Origin of the sequence: Corynebacterium sp. ED61, from assembly GCF_015233855.1 — a bacterium.
GTDB lineage: Bacteria > Actinomycetota > Actinomycetes > Mycobacteriales > Mycobacteriaceae > Corynebacterium > Corynebacterium dentalis.
Map to the genome: position 1 here is coordinate 54350 of NZ_JADGIT010000003.1, position 16869 is coordinate 71218.

Consider the following 16869-nt stretch of genomic DNA (forward strand, 5'->3'; position numbering starts at 1 on the left):
CACCGCGAGGAAGAAGTGCACCGGTCATGCCCTAAAGTAGGCAAGCAGTCATTCCGACATACAGACAGGACTCGTTATGTCAGCTACTTCTTCAGCTCGCAAGCTCTGCCGCTGGTCCCTCAAGCGCTTTTTCGCCACGCTCAGGAACAAGGCGATGACGTACGGGCAGGTCTACTACCCGGTGCTGGCGGGCAAGATTGTGCACTCGCTGACCAGCAAGAGCTCGTCGGGCAAGCAAGATCGTGCCGGTCATGGGTCCGCCGAGCTTGCCGTGGCTGAACCAGAAGGCCGGTACAACCCGCCGCTCAATGACCGCACCAACGGCATCGTGGCTGCTCAGGCCGCCGCCGCTCCCCTGCCGCGCGAGCACCGAGCATCCTAAACACCGAGCAGCGTAAACACCTGTAAAACCTACGGCCGGGGCACGAGGTAGCGTCCCGCACCGGGAACCACCTCGATCTCGATGGGCAGCGTGGCCATTAAGTCACCATCGGCGTAGCAATTCATCGAGGGCATCTCGATCCGCACGTGCTTGGCGGTGTACAGGCTGATGCCATCCCCGTGCTCCAGGTTCCCCTGAAGAATTTCTGCGAACTTAGTGATGGCCTTGACCCGGCTAATGTCCTCCATCACGGTCAGGTTCAAAATCCCATCGTGGTGGTTGGCATCGGGGCAGATCTGCATTCCGCCACCGTAAGTGCGGGTGTTACCGATGCTGCACAGTTTGATGTCCTGCTCAATGACGTGCTCGTGGTCCAACACGATACGTGTGGGGATGGTTCGCCAGTTCATCACTTCCATGATGATCGCCAGGTTGTAGCGATTCTTGCCGTGTGGCCAGGTCATGCGGTTGGTGCGGTCCGTGACCAGTGAATCGAAGCCAGCGCAGGCGATCGTTCCGAACCAGCGGGTCTTCAGCTCGCTGCTTTCACCACCGCGCCCATCATCCTTGCCGTGGCCCACCTCAGTAATGCGCCCCAGATCCGTGGTGGTGAAAAAGCCGTCCGCAATAACGTCCGCAGCCTTGGCAGGATTGGTGGGAATGTTGTACTCCCTGCCGTGATCATTACCCGTACCAGCAGGGATGATGCCCAGCGGAATGTTGGTCTGCGCTTGCGCCTGCAGCGCCAGGTTGATCAGACCGTCTCCGCCGCACACCACCAGTGCGTCGAGGCGCTCGTCTGCCACGGCCGCCTGTGCCAGTTCCAACGAGGACTCCGCACTGGCTCCTTGCAGCGAGACCACGTCGATGCCCAGTTCGGAAAACCTCTCCCGGGCCGCGTGCGCAGCGTGTTGTGCCGCACCTTTGCCGGCGGCTGGGTTGGTGATCATGGCGATGCGTTGCACATCGCACGTTCCAACCTGGAAGGATCCACTGGGATCTTCGTGTATTTCCGACGCCCTGCTCATGGCATGTCTCCTTGTCATCCTGGCTCTGGCTGCAGCTCTGTCCCGCTGGGTCATTTCCTTTGGGTCGCTTAACGCGCACCCTTAACGCACGTTCCTTAAATGAGCGTGCGCTCCGCGTTGTCCGGCAGCTCGAAGGTCTTACCCGGGTTGAGGATTCCCGCGGGGTCCAGCTCGCGCTTGACGGCCTTGAGGATGTTGATGCCCAGCGGGCTGATCTCCTCGCTCATCCACGGCAAGTGGTCGGTTCCCACGGCATGGTGGTGGGTGACGGTACCGCCGTTTTTCGTCATGGCCTCCGTGGCTGCAGACTTGGCTGCCCGCCACTTACGCGCCGTGGACTCATTGTCCTCGCTGGCACCGGCGACGATAGTGAAGTACAGAGAACACCCGGTGGCGTAGACGTGGCTGACATGGCACATGATCAGCGCCGCAGACTCCCCGACCAGCTGGGAGGCCAGCGCTGTTCCCACTGCCTTCTTCAGGCGGGGGACGTTGGACCAATCTGTAGCCGTCTCTAGGGTTTCGCACAGCGCACCGGCGTCCATCAGCGTGTCCCGTAGAACGGGCGCGCCGAAGCGTCCCTTTTCCCACTGCCGGGCCGGGCCTTCGCCCACAGAGGTGCCACCGTGTGCCAGCATCACCGAACGCGTCTCTTGGTGGGTGCGCCGCGCGTGCTCCTCGCTGCCTTCGAACATGGCGATGGCTCGACAGCCCTTATTGTCCTCGGATTCCGATTCGCCGATCTTGTCGGTACTGGTCAGGTTCACGGAGGACTCAATCTCGTCGGACAAGCGCAACACCGCTGGGTTGGCGCCGGACTGCTCCACCGCACGCAACGCGGCCACACCCTTGTCGAACGTAGGGAAAGTAAAGGCCTCGTAGAGCTTTGCTTCTGGGATGGGGTGCACATGCACGCGCACGCGGGTGATGATGCCGAACAACCCTTCGGAGCCCAAGAACAACTGCTTCAGCGAAGGTCCCGCCGCGGTCGCTGGTGAGGCCTGGCCCGGGCGGATGATTCCTTGCGGAGTCACCACCGTCAGCTCGCGCACCATGTCATCAAAGCGTCCGTAGCCAGCGGAGTTCTGTCCGCTGGAGCGGGTCGCCGCAAAGCCGCCGATAGTTGCGTACGGGAAGGACTGGGGGAAGTGCCCCAACTGCAGGCCGTATTCCGCCAGCTTCAGCTCGGCATGCGGCCCCATCAAACCGGCTCCGAGTGTGGCCAGCCCAGATTCAGCGTCGACATCCTCCAACGCATCAAAACGGGCCAGGTCCACGCTGATCACCGCACGGTGGCCCTCGCCCTGCACGGGGTTGATCCCGCCGACCACCGAGGTGCCGCCACCAAAAGGAACCACGGCGATGCCCTCGGCGGAGCAGTACTGCAGAATCTCCAGGATCTGCTCCTCGGTCTCAGGAGTGACCACCGCATCCGGGGCGGAGATCTCCTCCCCCATCCGCCAATCCAGCAGGTCCAGGTAGCTTTTCCCGCGGGCACGAGGGCGGCGGTGCTCAACGGCTGTGGAGACGAACGCCTCGCCCACGATGCGTCCCAGCGCGGCAAGGTCACCCTCCGTTGCCCGAGAGGCAGCCAGCTTCGGCTCCTGCACCGGCGCGGGCTTGGTCACGCCCAGCATGCTGCCCAGCATCTTCTGAATAGATGGCGAAAGCTCCTTCGCCTCATCAAGGGTTCCCCACTTGTTGTAGACCATTGGTGGCATTGGCATCTTTTTCATAGTCACAGGGTACGCAAGGGCTTTTTATATAACGGCTAGTCTGGAAATCATGACTGGTCTTGATTCATTCACCCCACAGCGCACCGTCCTGTCTCCGCAGTACCGGGCCGAATTACTGGGCTCGTTGGCAGCCGGTGCGCACTACGATCTGGTGGTCATTGGCGCGGGAGTGACGGGCTCGGGAGTCGCCTTGGATGCCGCTAGCCGTGGCTTGTCGGTGCTGATCGTCGAGGCGCAGGATCTCGCTTTCGGTACCTCGCGGTGGTCGTCCAAGTTGGCGCACGGCGGGTTGCGCTACCTGGCCTCCGGCAACGTCGGCATCGCGCAGCGCAGCGCGGTGGAGCGCGGCGCCCTGATGGAGACCATCGCCCCGCACCTCACGCGTGCTCTCCCGCAGGTAGTGGCGGTGGAAAACTTTTCACCGCTGAGCTTCGTTCCCCGTCTGGGCTTTTTCGCCGGGGACATCCTGCGCATTGCCGCGGGAACGTCCTCGCGCACGCTGCCTCGTTCGCGGACGGTGAGCGCCAAAAAGGTTAAGCAGTTGTGTCCTGGGGTCTCCGATGCGGTGAAGTTCGGTTTCGTTAATTATGACGGGCAGTTAATCGACGACGCCCGCCTCGTCACAGCTCTCGCCCGCACCGCGGCCGGCTACGGTGCGGACGTGCTGACTCATACCAAAGCAGATATCGCCCCTGGGCGCGACGATGGCCTCAAGTCCGTGACCCTCACGCGCACCCACGCGGCGGAAGGCGAACCGGAGTGGCCAGCCGAGGGCATCCAGGTAACGGCCGCCGGGGTTATTAACGCCACGGGCGTGTGGGCAGGAGACATCGAAGACGATGTCTCCGTGACGCCGAGCCGCGGCACCCACCTCGTGGTGGATGCAGAAAAACTGGGAAATCCACAGGGTGCGCTGACGGTGGCGGTGCAGGGGTCAGTGAATCGCTTTTGCTTCATCCTGCCCACGCAGCTGGGGCGTTGCTACATCGGCCTGACCGATGAGACAGCCGAATTCGAAGACATTCCGCACGCCCCGGAATCCGATATCGAATGGATCTTGACCGTGGTCAACCACGGGCTGAAAACCCAGCTGACTGCAGACGATGTGCTGGGAGCGTTCGCCGGGCTACGACCGCTGGTACAACTGCGCGGTGCCGTGGCGAAGGCCGCCTCGGATTCCACAGCCGATCTTTCACGGGAGCACTTGATTGTGCACAAGGACGGTGTGGTGACCGTGACCGGCGGCAAGCTCACCGAGTACCGATTGATGGCGCAGCAGGCCGTGGATCGTGCACTCAAAGAGCAGGAAATTCGCCGACGTATCGAAGGCTCAGCAAAAGACTGCGCGACGAAGGAGATCCCGTTGGTGGGCGCCACTGCAGCGCGTTCGCCACGGGGTGCCTCCCAGATCGCCGCCGCACACGCGTTGACCAGTGGGCTACCGGCATCGCTGGTCTCGCGTTTCGGCGCGGAGGCTCACAATGTGATCGCGGAGTGCCGGATCCCAGATGGCGAACAGCAGGTGGGGAGCCTAGACATCACGCGCGCGGAAATCTCCTATGCCGTTACCCACGAGGGCGCGGTGACAGTGGGAGACATTCTGGATCGCCGCACGCGCATCGGGCTGGTTCCGGAGGATCGCCGCGCCGCCGAATCCGTGGCGGAGGAAGCGCTAGCAGCAGCGCAGGTTTAGACGCGCAGGGCTAACCGCTCGGGACTAACTCTGCGGGCCTCCGCGGACCCATTCCCACGCCAGCGTGCGCGCTTCATCCTCGCCATCGCCACGGGTCAGGGTGATATCGAGCACCGTGTCGCTGAGCTGTTCCACCATTCCGCGACCCCATTCGGCCACCACCACGGTGTCCTGCAGGTCGGCGTCGAGATCAAGGGACTCTAACGCATCAAGAACCGCATCGGGATCTGCATACGTGCCGGGCTCGATGCTCTCGGCAACGTCCTCTCCGAGCAACCGGTAGGCGTCCATGTGCAGCAGACCGGGTGCGCCAGGCTCGCCCGGCTTGTGGGTGCGCACGATGGTAAACGTCGGCGACTGCACGCGCCCGCGCACGCCCAACCCCTGGGCAATGCCCTGGGTGAGTGTAGTTTTCCCGGCGCCCAATGCACCCGTGAGCACCACCACGGTGCCCGCCTTGAGCGTCTTGCCCAGTTGCTCGCCGAGGGCCCGCATCTCCTCGGCCGTATTGGCCACCGCGGAGGACGCGCCAGAGAAGTCAACGCCCGGAGCTTCCACGTAGCGACGCTGCACGCGGCCGCGAGGCATCGTGAGGATCTCGTAGGCAATTGTGTCGGCTCGCTCCGCTACTTCTTCCACAGTCGGGCCGCTGTCGCCGAAGATCACTGCCCAATCGCCGGGAGCGACATGCGGGGCGGGCTCTACATCGGCATCGCCGAGGTTCACCACGAACTGATCCATACATACGCGGCCGATCTGCGGATACCGCGTGCCATTGATGCTGACCTCGAAATTTCCGGAGAGGCTGCGCGGAATTCCGTCCGCGTAGCCGATGCCGATCACTGCGGTGCGGGTATCCTTCTCCGCCCGCCACGTCAGGCCGTAGCTCACCCCTTCCCCGGCGGGCACCACGCGCGTCGTGAGAACACGAGCGCGCAGCGTCATCGCCGGGCGCAGTCCGGCTTGTACCGGTGGATCCACCGGGTCCACACCATAGACGCCCACCCCGGGTCGCACCATTTGGTGATGCGTATCCGGCCGGGACAGCGTGGCCGGGGTGTTGGCCATATGGTTGATCGGCGCACGGATCCCCTGGGCACGGCACAGCTCGATGGCCTCGTTGAACCGGGCGACTTGCAGGTCCGTGACGTGCGCCTCGGCGATCATGTCCGCGCTGGCCAGGTGGGTCATCAGTCCCGTGACCTGGAGTGTTCCCGAGCGCTCAGCCTCGGCCAGCAGGTCAACGGTCCGGGTCCATTCCTTCGGTCCGACGCCACTTCTGGACAGCCCAGAATCGAACATCAGCGTCACCTGCGGCTGAACATTCAGCTCGCCAGGTAGTGCATCGATCTGCCGCACCACATCTTCTGCGTGCGCCAGCGAAGGAATCCCGATGGTGACTCCCTGGCTCAATGCGCTTTCGAGCTCTTCCCCTGGATACCACATCCATGCTGTGACCGGCTCGTTCACGCCGAGCTCGCGCAAGCTCAGGGCCTCGCCCACGGTCGCGACACCCAACTGAGCAGCGCCCGCGGCGATCGCCGTGCGCGCTACCGGCAGCATGCCGTGGTTATAAGCATCCGCCTTGATGATGACCATGACCTGCGCCGGCGCTGCGGCCCGCACGAACGTCCGCACGTTGTGCGCGATGGCGTCGAGATCAATAACGACCTCAGCCAGCGCATGCTGCGACACTGGGTTCAAGCTTCTACTCCACTGTGACGGACTTGGCCAGGTTGCGCGGCTTGTCGATGTCATCGTTGCCACACTGGCGGGCGATGTCCGCGGCCAAGAACTGCAGCGGGATGGTGGACAATATCGGCTGGACCAAAGTGGAGGTCTGTGGGATTTCCAGCAGGTAGTTAGCGAAAGGCTTCACAGCCTCATCGCCCTCTTCGGCCACCACGATCGTCTTCGCACCGCGGGCGCGGATCTCCTGAATGTTGGAGACAATCTTGGAGTGCAACACCGGGCGACCTTGTGGGCTCGGCACCACAACCACCACGGGCAGGTCATCCTCAATCAGGGCGATCGGACCATGCTTGAGCTCGCCTGCGGCGAAGCCCTCGGCGTGGATGTAGGCCAGCTCCTTGAGCTTCAGTGCGCCCTCGAGAGCAACGGGGAAGCCCACGTGGCGGCCGAGGAAGAGCATGGTGCGCACAGGGCCGAGCTCTTCTGCCAGCTCCAGGATCTGCTCGCGCAGCTCCAGCGTCTTTTCGATCTTCGGGGTCAGGCTCTCCAGCTCGCGGAAGATCGCGGCGATCTCATCGGAGTACTTAGTACCACGTGCCTGCGCTAATGCCAGGCCCACCACGTAGTTGGCTGCAACCTGTGCGAGGAACGCCTTGGTGGAAGCCACACCGATCTCCGGACCAGCGTGGGTGTAGAGCACCGCATCTGCCTCGCGCGGAATCTGGGAACCGTTGGTGTTACACACGGCCAGCACGCGAGCGCCCTGGCTCTTGGCGTGACGGACGGCCTCCAGCGTGTCCGCGGTCTCACCGGACTGGGACACGGCGACCACCAGCGTTTGCTTATCCAGTACTGGGTCGCGGTAGCGGAACTCAGAAGCCACCTCGATTTCCACGGGCACACGCACCCAGTGCTCGATGGCGTACTTGGCCAGCAGTCCGGAGTGGTAGGCGGAGCCACAGGCCACCACGAAGACCTTTCCCACCTGGCGCAGCTCGTCATCGGACAAACGCTGCTCGTCCAGAACCACGCGACCGTCAAGGAAGTGACCAGCGAGAGTGTCGCGCACGGCGGCTGGCTGCTCGAAGATCTCCTTCATCATGAAGGAATCAAAGCCACCCTTTTCCGCAGCTTCCAGATCCCAATCGATGGTGAATGGACGCCCCTCGACCTCGTTACCTGAGAAATCGCAGATCTTGTAGGAATCGGGGGTGATGATGACGGCGTTGTCCTGCCCCAGTTCCACAGCATTCTTGGTGCGGTCGATGAAGGCGGCGACGTCAGAGCTAATGAAGTTTTCGCCTTCGCCCACACCCACGATCAGTGGGGTGGAGTGACGGCCAGCGACGATGCGATCTGGCGCGTCGGCGTGAGTGAACAGGACGGTGAACGCACCTTCCAGGCGGGAGAGCACGCTGAGGGCGGAGGCTTCAAAGTCGCCCTGGGTGGGACCCTCGTTGTAGGCAAGCGCGAGGAGGTGTGCTGCCACCTCGGAGTCCGTTTCGGATTCCATTTCCACGCCGGCTGCTTCGATTTCGTCACGGAGGGCGGCGAAGTTTTCGATGATGCCGTTGTGGACGATGGCTGCCTTGCCGTCGAACGAACGATGAGGGTGCGCGTTGGCATCGTTGGGTCGGCCGTGCGTGGCCCAACGCGTGTGGCCGATGCAGGTAGAGCCCTGGAAAGTATCCTTGCCGACTTCGTCGAGACGGTTCAGGAGGTTATCGAGCTTGCCCTCTTTCTTTTCGAGGTGCAGCTCTCCGGGTTCGATGACTGCAATTCCTGCAGAATCGTACCCTCGGTATTCCATTCGTTTGAGGGCATCGAGGCCGATCTGCAACGCATCTGAATTTCCGACGTAGCCAACAATTGCACACATAGGGGAAACGATACACGCTGTGGATTATTGAATTCGAAGACTTGTCTATTTGTGGGTTGGGCGGCTGGTCGGCTGGAAAGTTCGGATGCTTCTGCGCTCGTGCTGCATCGTCGGTTAGGCTTATACATCGTGGCAGATAAACTGAAAAACCTCGTTCCTTCGCTCGGCAAGCGCGGCCCGCACCGAGTGCTCACTGGCGATCTCTCTTTCGCGGGCATCCCTGGCCGCGTGTATGTCCCTGAAGAGGGCAAGAGCATCCCCGGTGTGGCCTTTGGTCACGATTGGCGCGTGGGAGTGGATGGCTACCATGCGACTCTGCGCCACTTGGCTAGCTGGGGTATCGCTGTAGCAGCTCCGGATACGGAGAAGGGCTTTGTCCCTAACCACCGTGGTTTCGCTGCGGATTTGGAAACTGCTCTGCAGATTCTGGCTGGAGTGCGTTTGGGTCAGGGCAATGTGACCGTGCAGCCTTCCAATCTCTACTTGGCTGGCCATGGAATGGGTGCTTCCACTGCTGTGTTGGCTGCGACTAATCGCGCCTACCGCACGGATTCGATTCGCACCGGCGATGCTCCTCCCCTGGCTGGTGTGGTGTCTGTATTCCCATCGGACACTTCTCCTAACGCCTACGAAGCTGCCAAGCATGTGGACGTTCCTGGCCTGATTCTGGCTGCGGGAGCGTTGGCTGATGTTCCTGCTGGTAGTCCGGAGCGCATGGCCGCTAACTGGAAGGGTGAGGTCTTCTACCGCAAGCTGAAGAAGGCAAGCTCCACTGGTTTCCACGAGAAGCTGGCACGCAAGTTCCTCTTGGGTCAGGGTGGCCCGGAATTCGCTAATCAGGAAGAAATCCGTGGTTTGATGACGGGCTTCATCTTGGCTGGCGAGCAAAGCAAGTACAAGGCGTTCCGTAGCCACGACGAAAAGCTCGATGACACCGAGGCTCCCGGCCAGCTGGAGCTGGCGCGTCACCTTCCGGAGAACGCTGACGCTTTGGATAGCCTGCAGGGCCTCCAAAAGCTGATCTAGTTCGCGGGGTGTGCAACACCCCTGGTTGGATCTCGGGCTTTGAGCGTCTGGACTGCATCTCCGGTTCGGGCCACTTTTAAGTGAAGATGTCCGGCTGTCTCATACGGTGCGAGCCACCACCGGTATGAGGCGGCCGGTAATTCATATCTGGGGTGGGGTTGTGCGTGCTCTGATTTGGACGCGGAGTAGCTTCGGCTTGCTCGCTTTGTTTGGGCGTGGCTTCTTCTAAAGAATGTCCAGACTTTTCCGCCAAAGTGCGTAATAGTTCCGTTTGTTCTTTTAGAACATCTTCAAATTCTTTGGTCATTTCAGCGACCTGTGAGAAGTACTCATCCAGGATGGATTGATAGTGCTGATGGTTCACCATTGCCCACTCCTTGCGATAGGAACCGCGTTCGCACTAGTTGCCAACTCCACTTCCATGTCCACATCAGCTCCCGCGCTGACCCAGATGTCTGGAGTCCACGTTTCTGATGCGGGTGCAGTTTCCGGTGTGACCGGTTCTGGCGCTGCCTCCGCTGGCTGCTGCACTTCTTGCTGTGGAACCTCTGTTACTCGATTGACTGGTTCATCATTTACCGACTCATCAACCGCAGGTGCCTGGCCAGTGTTGTCCACACTGTCTGGCTCAATGGGATCCGGTACCGTCACGGCACCCTCAGGCACGGACGGCTGCTTACTCTTATCGAACCCTTCTGGAGGAACGTCTTCACCGGTGACATCCTCTGGACGTTTTGCGATGGCAGGCTCTGTGTTGTCCGCGCATTCGGGTTCAGGGCCCACGGGCTCGGCACAAGGTTCCGGCTCTGTCTTTGGTTCCGGTTCATCACAGACTGGCTGTTCAGGACACTCAGGTTGAGAGTTGTTCACCGGTTCAAGGGTCGGGTACTCTACCGTCGAAGGACTCTCCGGCGGGCACAGTGCAGCGTCCATTGAGCTGATGAACTCTCCGACGGCGCTGCCCGCCACACTCGCGGCCACGTTGAGGCTGGCGTTGAAGTTGGCATTGACATTCGCGTTGATATTTTGCGCGACCTCACAGGCCTGAGCAGGCGCCACAACAGTCTGGGCCGATCCTGCACACGACGTATCAGCAACGACCGGTGCAGGCGCCGAAGTCGACGAAGCGGGATGAGAATTCACCGGTGGCCTGTCGGACAAGTCTGAACTAGAAGTAGTGCTCGGACACGGCGCGGGATCAGCGGTCGGAGTGGATGCTAATGTGACGCCCTCCTCACATTCCGGTGTGGCAGCCGGCGGCTCTTCCACCACGGGTGTGGGCTTCGCACAATCCGTAGCAGCTGGTTCCACGCTTTGTTGTCCATCGCAACCGCAGTCACGGTCATCCACGGGCGAGGGCGCTGGCGCAGGGTCGGGTGCAGAGCTCACGCAGACTGGAGTCTGTGCTGATCCACATTGCGCCGCCGGTGAATGATCGTTAATCAACACATCGAGCATGCCCTCCAGCGAGATATTTCGAGAGCTCAACAACCGCTCCACTACCCCGGTTGCCATCTGCACCAAAGGCTGGGAAAGCAACGCTCCCTGCACCGGTCCGGCGAAGGCCTTGGCTGCATCCACTGCGCGCGCAGTTGCCGTGCACATCTGAGCGACCGTATGGGCACACTGGTCGTCAATCCTTTGCAACCCATCAGTAGCGATTTCTACTGCTTGGCAGCTACTGGCCACCTGGTCCTCATGTCCGCATTGCTCCTGGACCGCCTTGGTCACCGCCTGCTGCGAGCGATCCTGTCCGATGCCATTGAGAAAGCCATCCACCACGTTGGTTACATCGGTCTCGAGTACCTGACGAGAGGCTTCGCCCAGGCACTGACGGATAGCTGGAATATCCAAACCGTGGGTGAAGCTCGCAGCCACTCGGCACGCCCCCGTGGCACCACCCGCAGCCTCCAGCTGAGTCAAACTTTCCGAGACGTGAGCACTATTTGTGGGTGCAGCCATCATCATCGCCCACCTCCCAAAGCCACAGCGTTCGTTGCATCGGCAGCGTCCACTACATCCGCCAGCCGGTGAGCATCGCGTCCCGCTGCAGCCAACCTTCCCGCGTGTGCCACACGTACATCGTGCCCCTTATCCACCAGCTCTTTGAGCCGCGCACCAGCCCCCTGCAAGCCCACGCCGAATGCGGCAAGAGGCACATGCGGACGATGCGCTGCCAAGACACTCGCCCACTGCTCTTGCTGCGCACGCAGCTTCTCTGCGCCCTCGCGCACCACTGTCGGATCAGTAGTAATTCCGTTCCCCACCAGCTCATCCCCTTTGAACCGCCCAATGATTACCAAACCTTTGGTCACATCTGACTACCACCAGACAGAAAAAGTTCATCGGCCCTTTCAACTGGTCACTGGCAATGCAGTGTCACGAGTTGAAAGGGCCGATGTTTGGCGTCGAGAAAAAGAGTGCTAGACCTGCGCAACCACGGCGGACAACTGGCCGGCGATGCGGCGAGCGGTCGTGGAATCGGAGGCCTCCACCATCACGCGGAACAACTCCTCGGTGCCGGAGGGTCGCAGCAACACACGGCCGGTCTCGCCGAGCTCTTCCTCAGCAGCGGCAATCGCTTCCTTAACCTGCGGAGAATCAGCGATCATGGACTTATCCGCCACCGGCACGTTGATCAGGGTCTGCGGCAGCACGGACATCACGCTGGCCAGCTCGCCGAGGGACTTGCCGGTCGATGCCATGCGCGCCATCAGAGACAGACCGGTCAGGGTACCGTCGCCGGTGGTGCCGTGCTCAGGAATGACGATGTGGCCGGACTGCTCGCCACCCAAGGAGAAATCACCAGCGCGCAGGTCAGCCAGCACGTAGCGATCGCCCACTGAGGTCTCGCGCAGCACGATGCCTTGCTCCTTCATCGCCAGCTTCAGCCCCAGGTTGGACATCACGGTGGCCACGAGCGTGTTCTTCTTTAGCTCGCCATCTTCCTTCATGGCCATGGCGAGGATGGCCATGATCTGGTCGCCGTCCACCACGTTGCCCTCGGAATCGACAGCTAGGCAGCGGTCCGCATCGCCATCGTGAGCCAGGCCGATATCAGCGCCGTGCTTCTGAACCGCCTGCTGCACTACCTCGATGTGCGTGGAGCCCACGCCCTCGTTGATGTTGAAGGCGTTGGGGCGGTCGTGGATGGCGATGACCTCCGCGCCCGCGTTCCGGTAAGCCGAAGGTGCGGCCTTGTATGCAGCACCATTGGCGCAGTCCACCACCACGCGAATTCCGTCCAGTGGGGTCGGCACGGCGTTATGCAGGTGGGAAAGGTAGCGCTCCAACGCGTCTTCGGATTCGTCGATGATGCGCCCGATCCCCGCGCCCGTGGGGCCTTGCTCCGGCAGTTCCAGCATGAAGGACTCGATCTCGTCCTCCACGTAGTCTTCCAACTTGTGCCCGCCGGCTGCGAAGAACTTGATGCCGTTATCTGGCATGGGGTTGTGCGAGGCGGAGATCATCACGCCCATATCCGCGCCGAAGGCGTCCGTGAGATAAGCCACGGCTGGGGTGGGCAGAATGCCCACGTTGAGCACGTCCACGCCTTGCGAGGACATGCCCGCTGCCAGCGCTGCAGTGAGCATTTCGCCGGAAACTCGAGGGTCGCGTCCCACCACGGCGGTCGGCCGCCGGTTGCCTTTGCCCTCGTGGTCTACGAGCACGCGCGCTGCGGCCGCGCCAAGCTTCATTGCCAGTGGCGCGGTGAGTTTATCGTTAGCTAGGCCGCGCACTCCGTCGGTTCCGAACAGTCTTCCCATAGCCTCACAGCATACCCACCACGGTGGGTGGTTTTGCGCAATGTGGGCAATGCGGGTGCTGTGTTGTGCCCAGCAACGGCGAAACCGCCCCCACCTTCGCAGCAATGCAGCTGTGAAGTGTGGAAGCGGTTTCCTTTCCGACTGCGGTGGCATCTTTGTTTCGACGCCATGCCGCCGGAAATCCAGCGTGATAAGCAGATCAGCGCTTGGAGTACTGCGGGGCACGACGTGCCTTGTGCAGACCGGCCTTCTTACGCTCGACGGCACGTGCGTCGCGAGTCAGGAAGCCAGCCTTCTTCAGGGCGCCACGCTCTTCTGGGTTGTACTTGTTCAGAGCGCGAGCGATTGCCAGGCGGAATGCGCCGGCCTGGCCGGATGGGCCACCGCCCTTGAGGTTTGCGACGATGTCGAACTGGTTGTCGCGATCAAGCAGCACCAGTGGTGCCTTGATCAGCTGCTGGTGCAGCTTGTTGGGGAAGTAATCCTCCAGGGTGCGACCGTTGCAGATGAACTGGCCGGAGCCCTGCACCATGCGGACGCGAACGACAGCTTCCTTACGGCGGCCGACGGTCTGGATGGTTCCCTCGTACAGAACTGGAGCAGCCTGAACTTCTTCCTCAGCAGATTCGGTTGCTACGGCATCGCCGATGGAAGCGACGAACTCTTCGTTGACTGCGTCAGCGGCGGTGTACTCGCCTTCGAAGTTGTCGGTGTTCTCGACGGTTTCGTTGTTCTCGTTGTAATCAGCCATTACTGTGCCACCTGCTTGATCTCGTAGGTCTCAGGCTTCTGAGCCTGGAGGTTGTGCTCCGAACCGGCGAAGACGCGAAGCTTCTTGATGGAAGCGCGGGACAGCTTGTTGTGTGGCATCATGCCGCGGATTGCTTCTTCCACGACGCGCTCTGGGTGCAGCTCCAGGGAGCGACCGAGGGTCATGGACTTCAGGCCACCGGGGTAGCCGGAGTGGCGGTAGCGCATTTCGCGCTCGCGCTTGTTGGACGAGATGTGAACCTTGTCAGCGTTGATGATGATGACGTTGTCACCGCAGTCAACGTTTGGTGCGTAGGAAGGCTTCTTCTTGCCGCGCAGCAGGTCAGCTGCGGTAACGGCAAGACGGCCCAGCACCACGTCAGTGGCGTCGATGACGTACCACTTACGGGTAATGTCACCGCTCTTTGGGTGGAAAGTAGTCACGTGGGACTCCTTGGTCTTATTGGAACTGCCAGCCAGGCGCTGCTCCCGTGAGAAAAAGTATCTGATCAGGCAATACCTGATGGATTTCACGGTCTGTCCGTGGCGGCCGGTTGTGACCCACGGACAGGGGATCTCACCGTGTGGTGAGCTCGCAACCTGATAAATATTACCCATGCTGGGGGGATAGACAAAATCCCCCAAACAGGACGCTTGAGGGATAAAAATGGCGCAGTTCGCTGATGAACCGCACCGCTGATCGCTAATGCAGGTGTTCTATGCCCAGCTGTTTGCAGCGTTGGTGTTGATCTGGCTCATACGGTCATTGGATTCACGAACCGCACGGGAAACCTCGCCGAGGACCACGTTGAGATCCTGCGCGCTGTTATCCCACTTCTTCTGAGCTGCTTGGTAGGACGTCGCGGATTCGCCTTCCCACTCCGCAACCAGTGGCTGCAGGTCACTCTTGAGATCTTCCAAAATTCCGTTGATGCGTTGTGAGGTGCTGTTGATATCGTCTGCTGCCTGGCCGATGCTGGCGAAGTTGTAGTGAATCATGATGTTGTCTCCTTGAGAAGTGTGGAATGTGAAGTTGTGCAAACTCTGCGGACACCTTTGGCCCGATAGCTCTCGTTGTCTATGCCGGCCACCGGTCGCTCGTAATGTCCGTTTTCAGCTGACTAGCTGTTGAATGCGGACGCGTTTTCCGTTTCGGTCTCGTCGAAACCAGCAGCATTGGCGCGGAGGTTTTCCGCGATGCTGTTCAGTGCTTCACGCAGCTGACGAGCATCGTCATTCCACCGCTGCATCAGTCCAGCGAAGGAGTGCTGCGCGTCACCCTTCCAACTCGCAGCCACGTCATCCACCACTCCCTGCAGGCGACGGAGCTCGCCTTGTACGTCTTCATTCACGCGGTCCACATTGCTGGCCGCATTGTTCATCGTCTGAATGTCTGTCTTAAAACTCACGATGTGCCTCCCCTAAAGGTCAATCTTGAATGTTCTCTGCGGCAACTTCCGATGCCGACCTTTGCCGTGATTACCACCTGAGCGCCATCTAGAGAATTGCTTAATGCTCCGAAGGCTTCCCACGCGTCCCCCACAAGGCAATAAGACTCCACACCAGAATAAAAGGTTCACGATTAGCGGATTTTTCTGAGCACATCCACGATCTGATGCTACTGACGTTCAGGGTCTATCCCCGCGTACTGAACTGCTGTATCGCAAGCCCGGAGCCTATCCCCTGTCACTTCCCGGAATTGGCATCCCACGGAAATTTGATGACCGTCCTTGAGACGAACGTGCCACAACGTGGTGGATTCCGGATAGACCTCCTCATAGCTCACGGGAGCCCGCCCCGCTATCCGAATTCCCTGCATTCCTTGCAGCTGATTCAGGACAGCGTTATCCATTTCCTGTTGCGTGGTCAAGGGGGTGGGTACTGCAGAAACCAGCACTCTCATGTCCGGATCAGAGGACATGAATTCCTCGCGCTGTGCCGTAGCACCGGATCTCGTCCACCCCGGTGCATCCATCTTCACCGGAATCTGTGCTCGTTCCGCGGATGCCGTAACCACCTGGTCTCCGGCCACTCGCTGCTCTCTCCACGGCTGTGGCTGTTGCGCACTAGCGGAATCCGACGGAGCGGCAGCCGGTTCTGACCTCTCTGAACTCGTCACGCCACCTGTCGCCGCGTCTTCTGGCTCTGTAATCATTTGGGAATTTTGCGCTTCCTCCACTGATGAGCCAGCGCCACTGTGCATGACAGCGACGATCGTTCCCACACCCACCAAACACAAAACAACCGCCGCAGCAGCCACAGCGATGCGCAGCAGATTTTTGTCCCTAGCGCCCCTATCCAACGGCTCAATGCAAGACTTTTCAGAGCCAGCACGCTCTTGATTCGCCAGTGGTTCGTCGGTCACCACCTGCCGCACCTGCTCTTTCGGAACTGCGGCACCCGGTGCGGATTCAGTCTCCCTCACGCATTCGTGTTCCGCATCCCGCAAATCCGCAGCAATGCGCAGCACACTATCCACATCTAGCGTGCGGGCCCGCATCCCCGTGCACCTCAGGTACTCGGCAATAGTGCTCGCGTGCATTCCGGCCACCACCACATCTGACTCGCGCATTCCCACTCCCCACGGGAACTGAGTCCGGCCACCTGGCGCGTCAACCTGCGAATATTCCGGATTGGCTTTCCTCTGTTCCACCACATCCACCACCAATTCACGCAACATTTCCAGTCGCGCCAGCCCCAGCGCGCTCGTCCGGAATCGAGGTTCTCCCTCCCCCACCTGGAAAGGATCGGCTTCCACGGCTCCTGTTCCGCTCACTGTAAAGCCAGAAGATAAATCGGTGACAGTCAGTGCATGTACCAAGATGCCTGATTCCTGCAGCGCCACAGCTTTAGCCAAAATCCCCATGTCAGCTTTTTCCGAACGCGTGGTAACGGTCATTGTTTCATCCATCTTTC

Annotated in this window: 16 protein-coding genes; 3 read left to right on the top strand and 13 right to left on the bottom strand. The window is 60.8% G+C overall.

The window, feature by feature from the left end; translation table 11 throughout:
• Positions 1-76: 76 nt before the first annotated feature.
• On the top strand, positions 77-382 hold the full coding sequence (locus tag IM764_RS03990) for a hypothetical protein (RefSeq protein WP_194187013.1): 306 nt from the start codon (positions 77-79) through the stop codon (positions 380-382).
• Between the two features lie 29 nt (positions 383-411).
• Here IM764_RS03990 and IM764_RS03995 read toward each other — a convergent pair whose 3' ends face one another.
• Positions 412-1410 (bottom strand): diacylglycerol kinase, encoded by a 999-nt coding sequence (locus IM764_RS03995; protein WP_194187014.1) that lies wholly within the window; start codon positions 1408-1410, stop codon positions 412-414.
• A 95-nt stretch (positions 1411-1505) separates the two neighbouring features.
• On the bottom strand, positions 1506-3146 hold the full coding sequence (locus IM764_RS04000; RefSeq protein WP_228073327.1) for an FAD-binding oxidoreductase: 1641 nt from the start codon (positions 3144-3146) through the stop codon (positions 1506-1508).
• A gap of 49 nt (positions 3147-3195) precedes the next feature.
• Between IM764_RS04000 and IM764_RS04005 the strand changes: the two genes are divergently transcribed.
• Positions 3196-4839: a glycerol-3-phosphate dehydrogenase/oxidase gene (locus IM764_RS04005; RefSeq protein WP_194187015.1), complete on the top strand. Its 1644-nt coding sequence runs from the start codon at positions 3196-3198 to the stop codon at positions 4837-4839.
• Between the two features lie 24 nt (positions 4840-4863).
• Here IM764_RS04005 and alr read toward each other — a convergent pair whose 3' ends face one another.
• Positions 4864-6534 (bottom strand): alanine racemase, encoded by a 1671-nt coding sequence (alr, locus tag IM764_RS04010; RefSeq protein WP_312587903.1) that lies wholly within the window; start codon positions 6532-6534, stop codon positions 4864-4866.
• Between the two features lie 13 nt (positions 6535-6547).
• Positions 6548-8410, bottom strand: coding sequence for a glutamine--fructose-6-phosphate transaminase (isomerizing) (gene glmS, locus IM764_RS04015; protein WP_099297916.1), 1863 nt, complete (start codon positions 8408-8410; stop codon positions 6548-6550).
• A gap of 129 nt (positions 8411-8539) precedes the next feature.
• Between glmS and IM764_RS04020 the strand changes: the two genes are divergently transcribed.
• Entirely contained in the window at positions 8540-9436 is an 897-nt protein-coding gene (locus tag IM764_RS04020) for a dienelactone hydrolase family protein (protein WP_370551541.1), read from the top strand.
• A 76-nt stretch (positions 9437-9512) separates the two neighbouring features.
• Here IM764_RS04020 and IM764_RS04025 read toward each other — a convergent pair whose 3' ends face one another.
• The 9 genes from IM764_RS04025 to IM764_RS04065 form a co-directional block, all read right to left on the bottom strand.
• Positions 9513-9803: a hypothetical protein gene (locus IM764_RS04025; RefSeq protein ID WP_099297917.1), complete on the bottom strand. Its 291-nt coding sequence runs from the start codon at positions 9801-9803 to the stop codon at positions 9513-9515.
• Entirely contained in the window at positions 9797-11398 is a 1602-nt protein-coding gene (locus IM764_RS04030) for a hypothetical protein (RefSeq protein ID WP_194187017.1), read from the bottom strand. Before IM764_RS04030 ends, IM764_RS04025 begins: the two co-directional genes overlap by 7 nt.
• Before the next feature lie 2 nt (positions 11399-11400).
• Positions 11401-11703: a hypothetical protein gene (locus IM764_RS04035; RefSeq protein WP_143341741.1), complete on the bottom strand. Its 303-nt coding sequence runs from the start codon at positions 11701-11703 to the stop codon at positions 11401-11403.
• 156 nt (positions 11704-11859) lie between these two features.
• Positions 11860-13203: a phosphoglucosamine mutase gene (gene glmM, locus IM764_RS04040; protein ID WP_194187018.1), complete on the bottom strand. Its 1344-nt coding sequence runs from the start codon at positions 13201-13203 to the stop codon at positions 11860-11862.
• Positions 13204-13402: 199 nt separating this feature from the next.
• Positions 13403-13954, bottom strand: coding sequence for a 30S ribosomal protein S9 (gene rpsI, locus IM764_RS04045; protein ID WP_194187019.1), 552 nt, complete (start codon positions 13952-13954; stop codon positions 13403-13405).
• The gene (gene rplM / locus IM764_RS04050; RefSeq protein ID WP_099298039.1) at positions 13954-14397 is read right to left on the bottom strand and encodes a 50S ribosomal protein L13; all 444 of its coding nucleotides are present in this window, start codon (positions 14395-14397) and stop codon (positions 13954-13956) included. Before rplM ends, rpsI begins: the two co-directional genes overlap by 1 nt.
• A gap of 273 nt (positions 14398-14670) precedes the next feature.
• Positions 14671-14952 carry a WXG100 family type VII secretion target gene (locus tag IM764_RS04055; RefSeq protein WP_099297922.1) on the bottom strand — a complete coding sequence of 94 codons (282 nt, stop codon included), beginning with the start codon at positions 14950-14952 and terminating at the stop codon, positions 14671-14673.
• Positions 14953-15074: 122 nt separating this feature from the next.
• Complete coding sequence (locus IM764_RS04060) at positions 15075-15362, bottom strand: WXG100 family type VII secretion target (RefSeq protein WP_099297923.1); 288 nt, start codon at positions 15360-15362, stop codon at positions 15075-15077.
• A gap of 209 nt (positions 15363-15571) precedes the next feature.
• On the bottom strand, positions 15572-16852 hold the full coding sequence (locus IM764_RS04065; protein ID WP_194187020.1) for a type VII secretion-associated protein: 1281 nt from the start codon (positions 16850-16852) through the stop codon (positions 15572-15574).
• Between the last annotated feature and the right edge of the window lie 17 nt (positions 16853-16869).

Coding starts and splice junctions, on each gene's coding strand:
- rpsI (WP_194187019.1), bottom strand. CDS start 13,954: ATGGCTGATTACAACGAGAACAACGAAACCGTCGAGAACACCGACAAC.
- IM764_RS04055 (WP_099297922.1), bottom strand. CDS start 14,952: ATGATTCACTACAACTTCGCCAGCATCGGCCAGGCAGCAGACGATATC.
- glmS (WP_099297916.1), bottom strand. CDS start 8,410: ATGTGTGCAATTGTTGGCTACGTCGGAAATTCAGATGCGTTGCAGATC.
- IM764_RS04000 (WP_228073327.1), bottom strand. CDS start 3,146: ATGAAAAAGATGCCAATGCCACCAATGGTCTACAACAAGTGGGGAACC.
- IM764_RS04025 (WP_099297917.1), bottom strand. CDS start 9,803: ATGGTGAACCATCAGCACTATCAATCCATCCTGGATGAGTACTTCTCA.
- IM764_RS03995 (WP_194187014.1), bottom strand. CDS start 1,410: ATGAGCAGGGCGTCGGAAATACACGAAGATCCCAGTGGATCCTTCCAG.
- glmM (WP_194187018.1), bottom strand. CDS start 13,203: ATGGGAAGACTGTTCGGAACCGACGGAGTGCGCGGCCTAGCTAACGAT.
- IM764_RS04005 (WP_194187015.1), top strand. CDS start 3,196: ATGACTGGTCTTGATTCATTCACCCCACAGCGCACCGTCCTGTCTCCG.
- IM764_RS04030 (WP_194187017.1), bottom strand. CDS start 11,398: ATGGCTGCACCCACAAATAGTGCTCACGTCTCGGAAAGTTTGACTCAG.
- IM764_RS03990 (WP_194187013.1), top strand. CDS start 77: ATGTCAGCTACTTCTTCAGCTCGCAAGCTCTGCCGCTGGTCCCTCAAG.
- IM764_RS04065 (WP_194187020.1), bottom strand. CDS start 16,852: ATGACCGTTACCACGCGTTCGGAAAAAGCTGACATGGGGATTTTGGCT.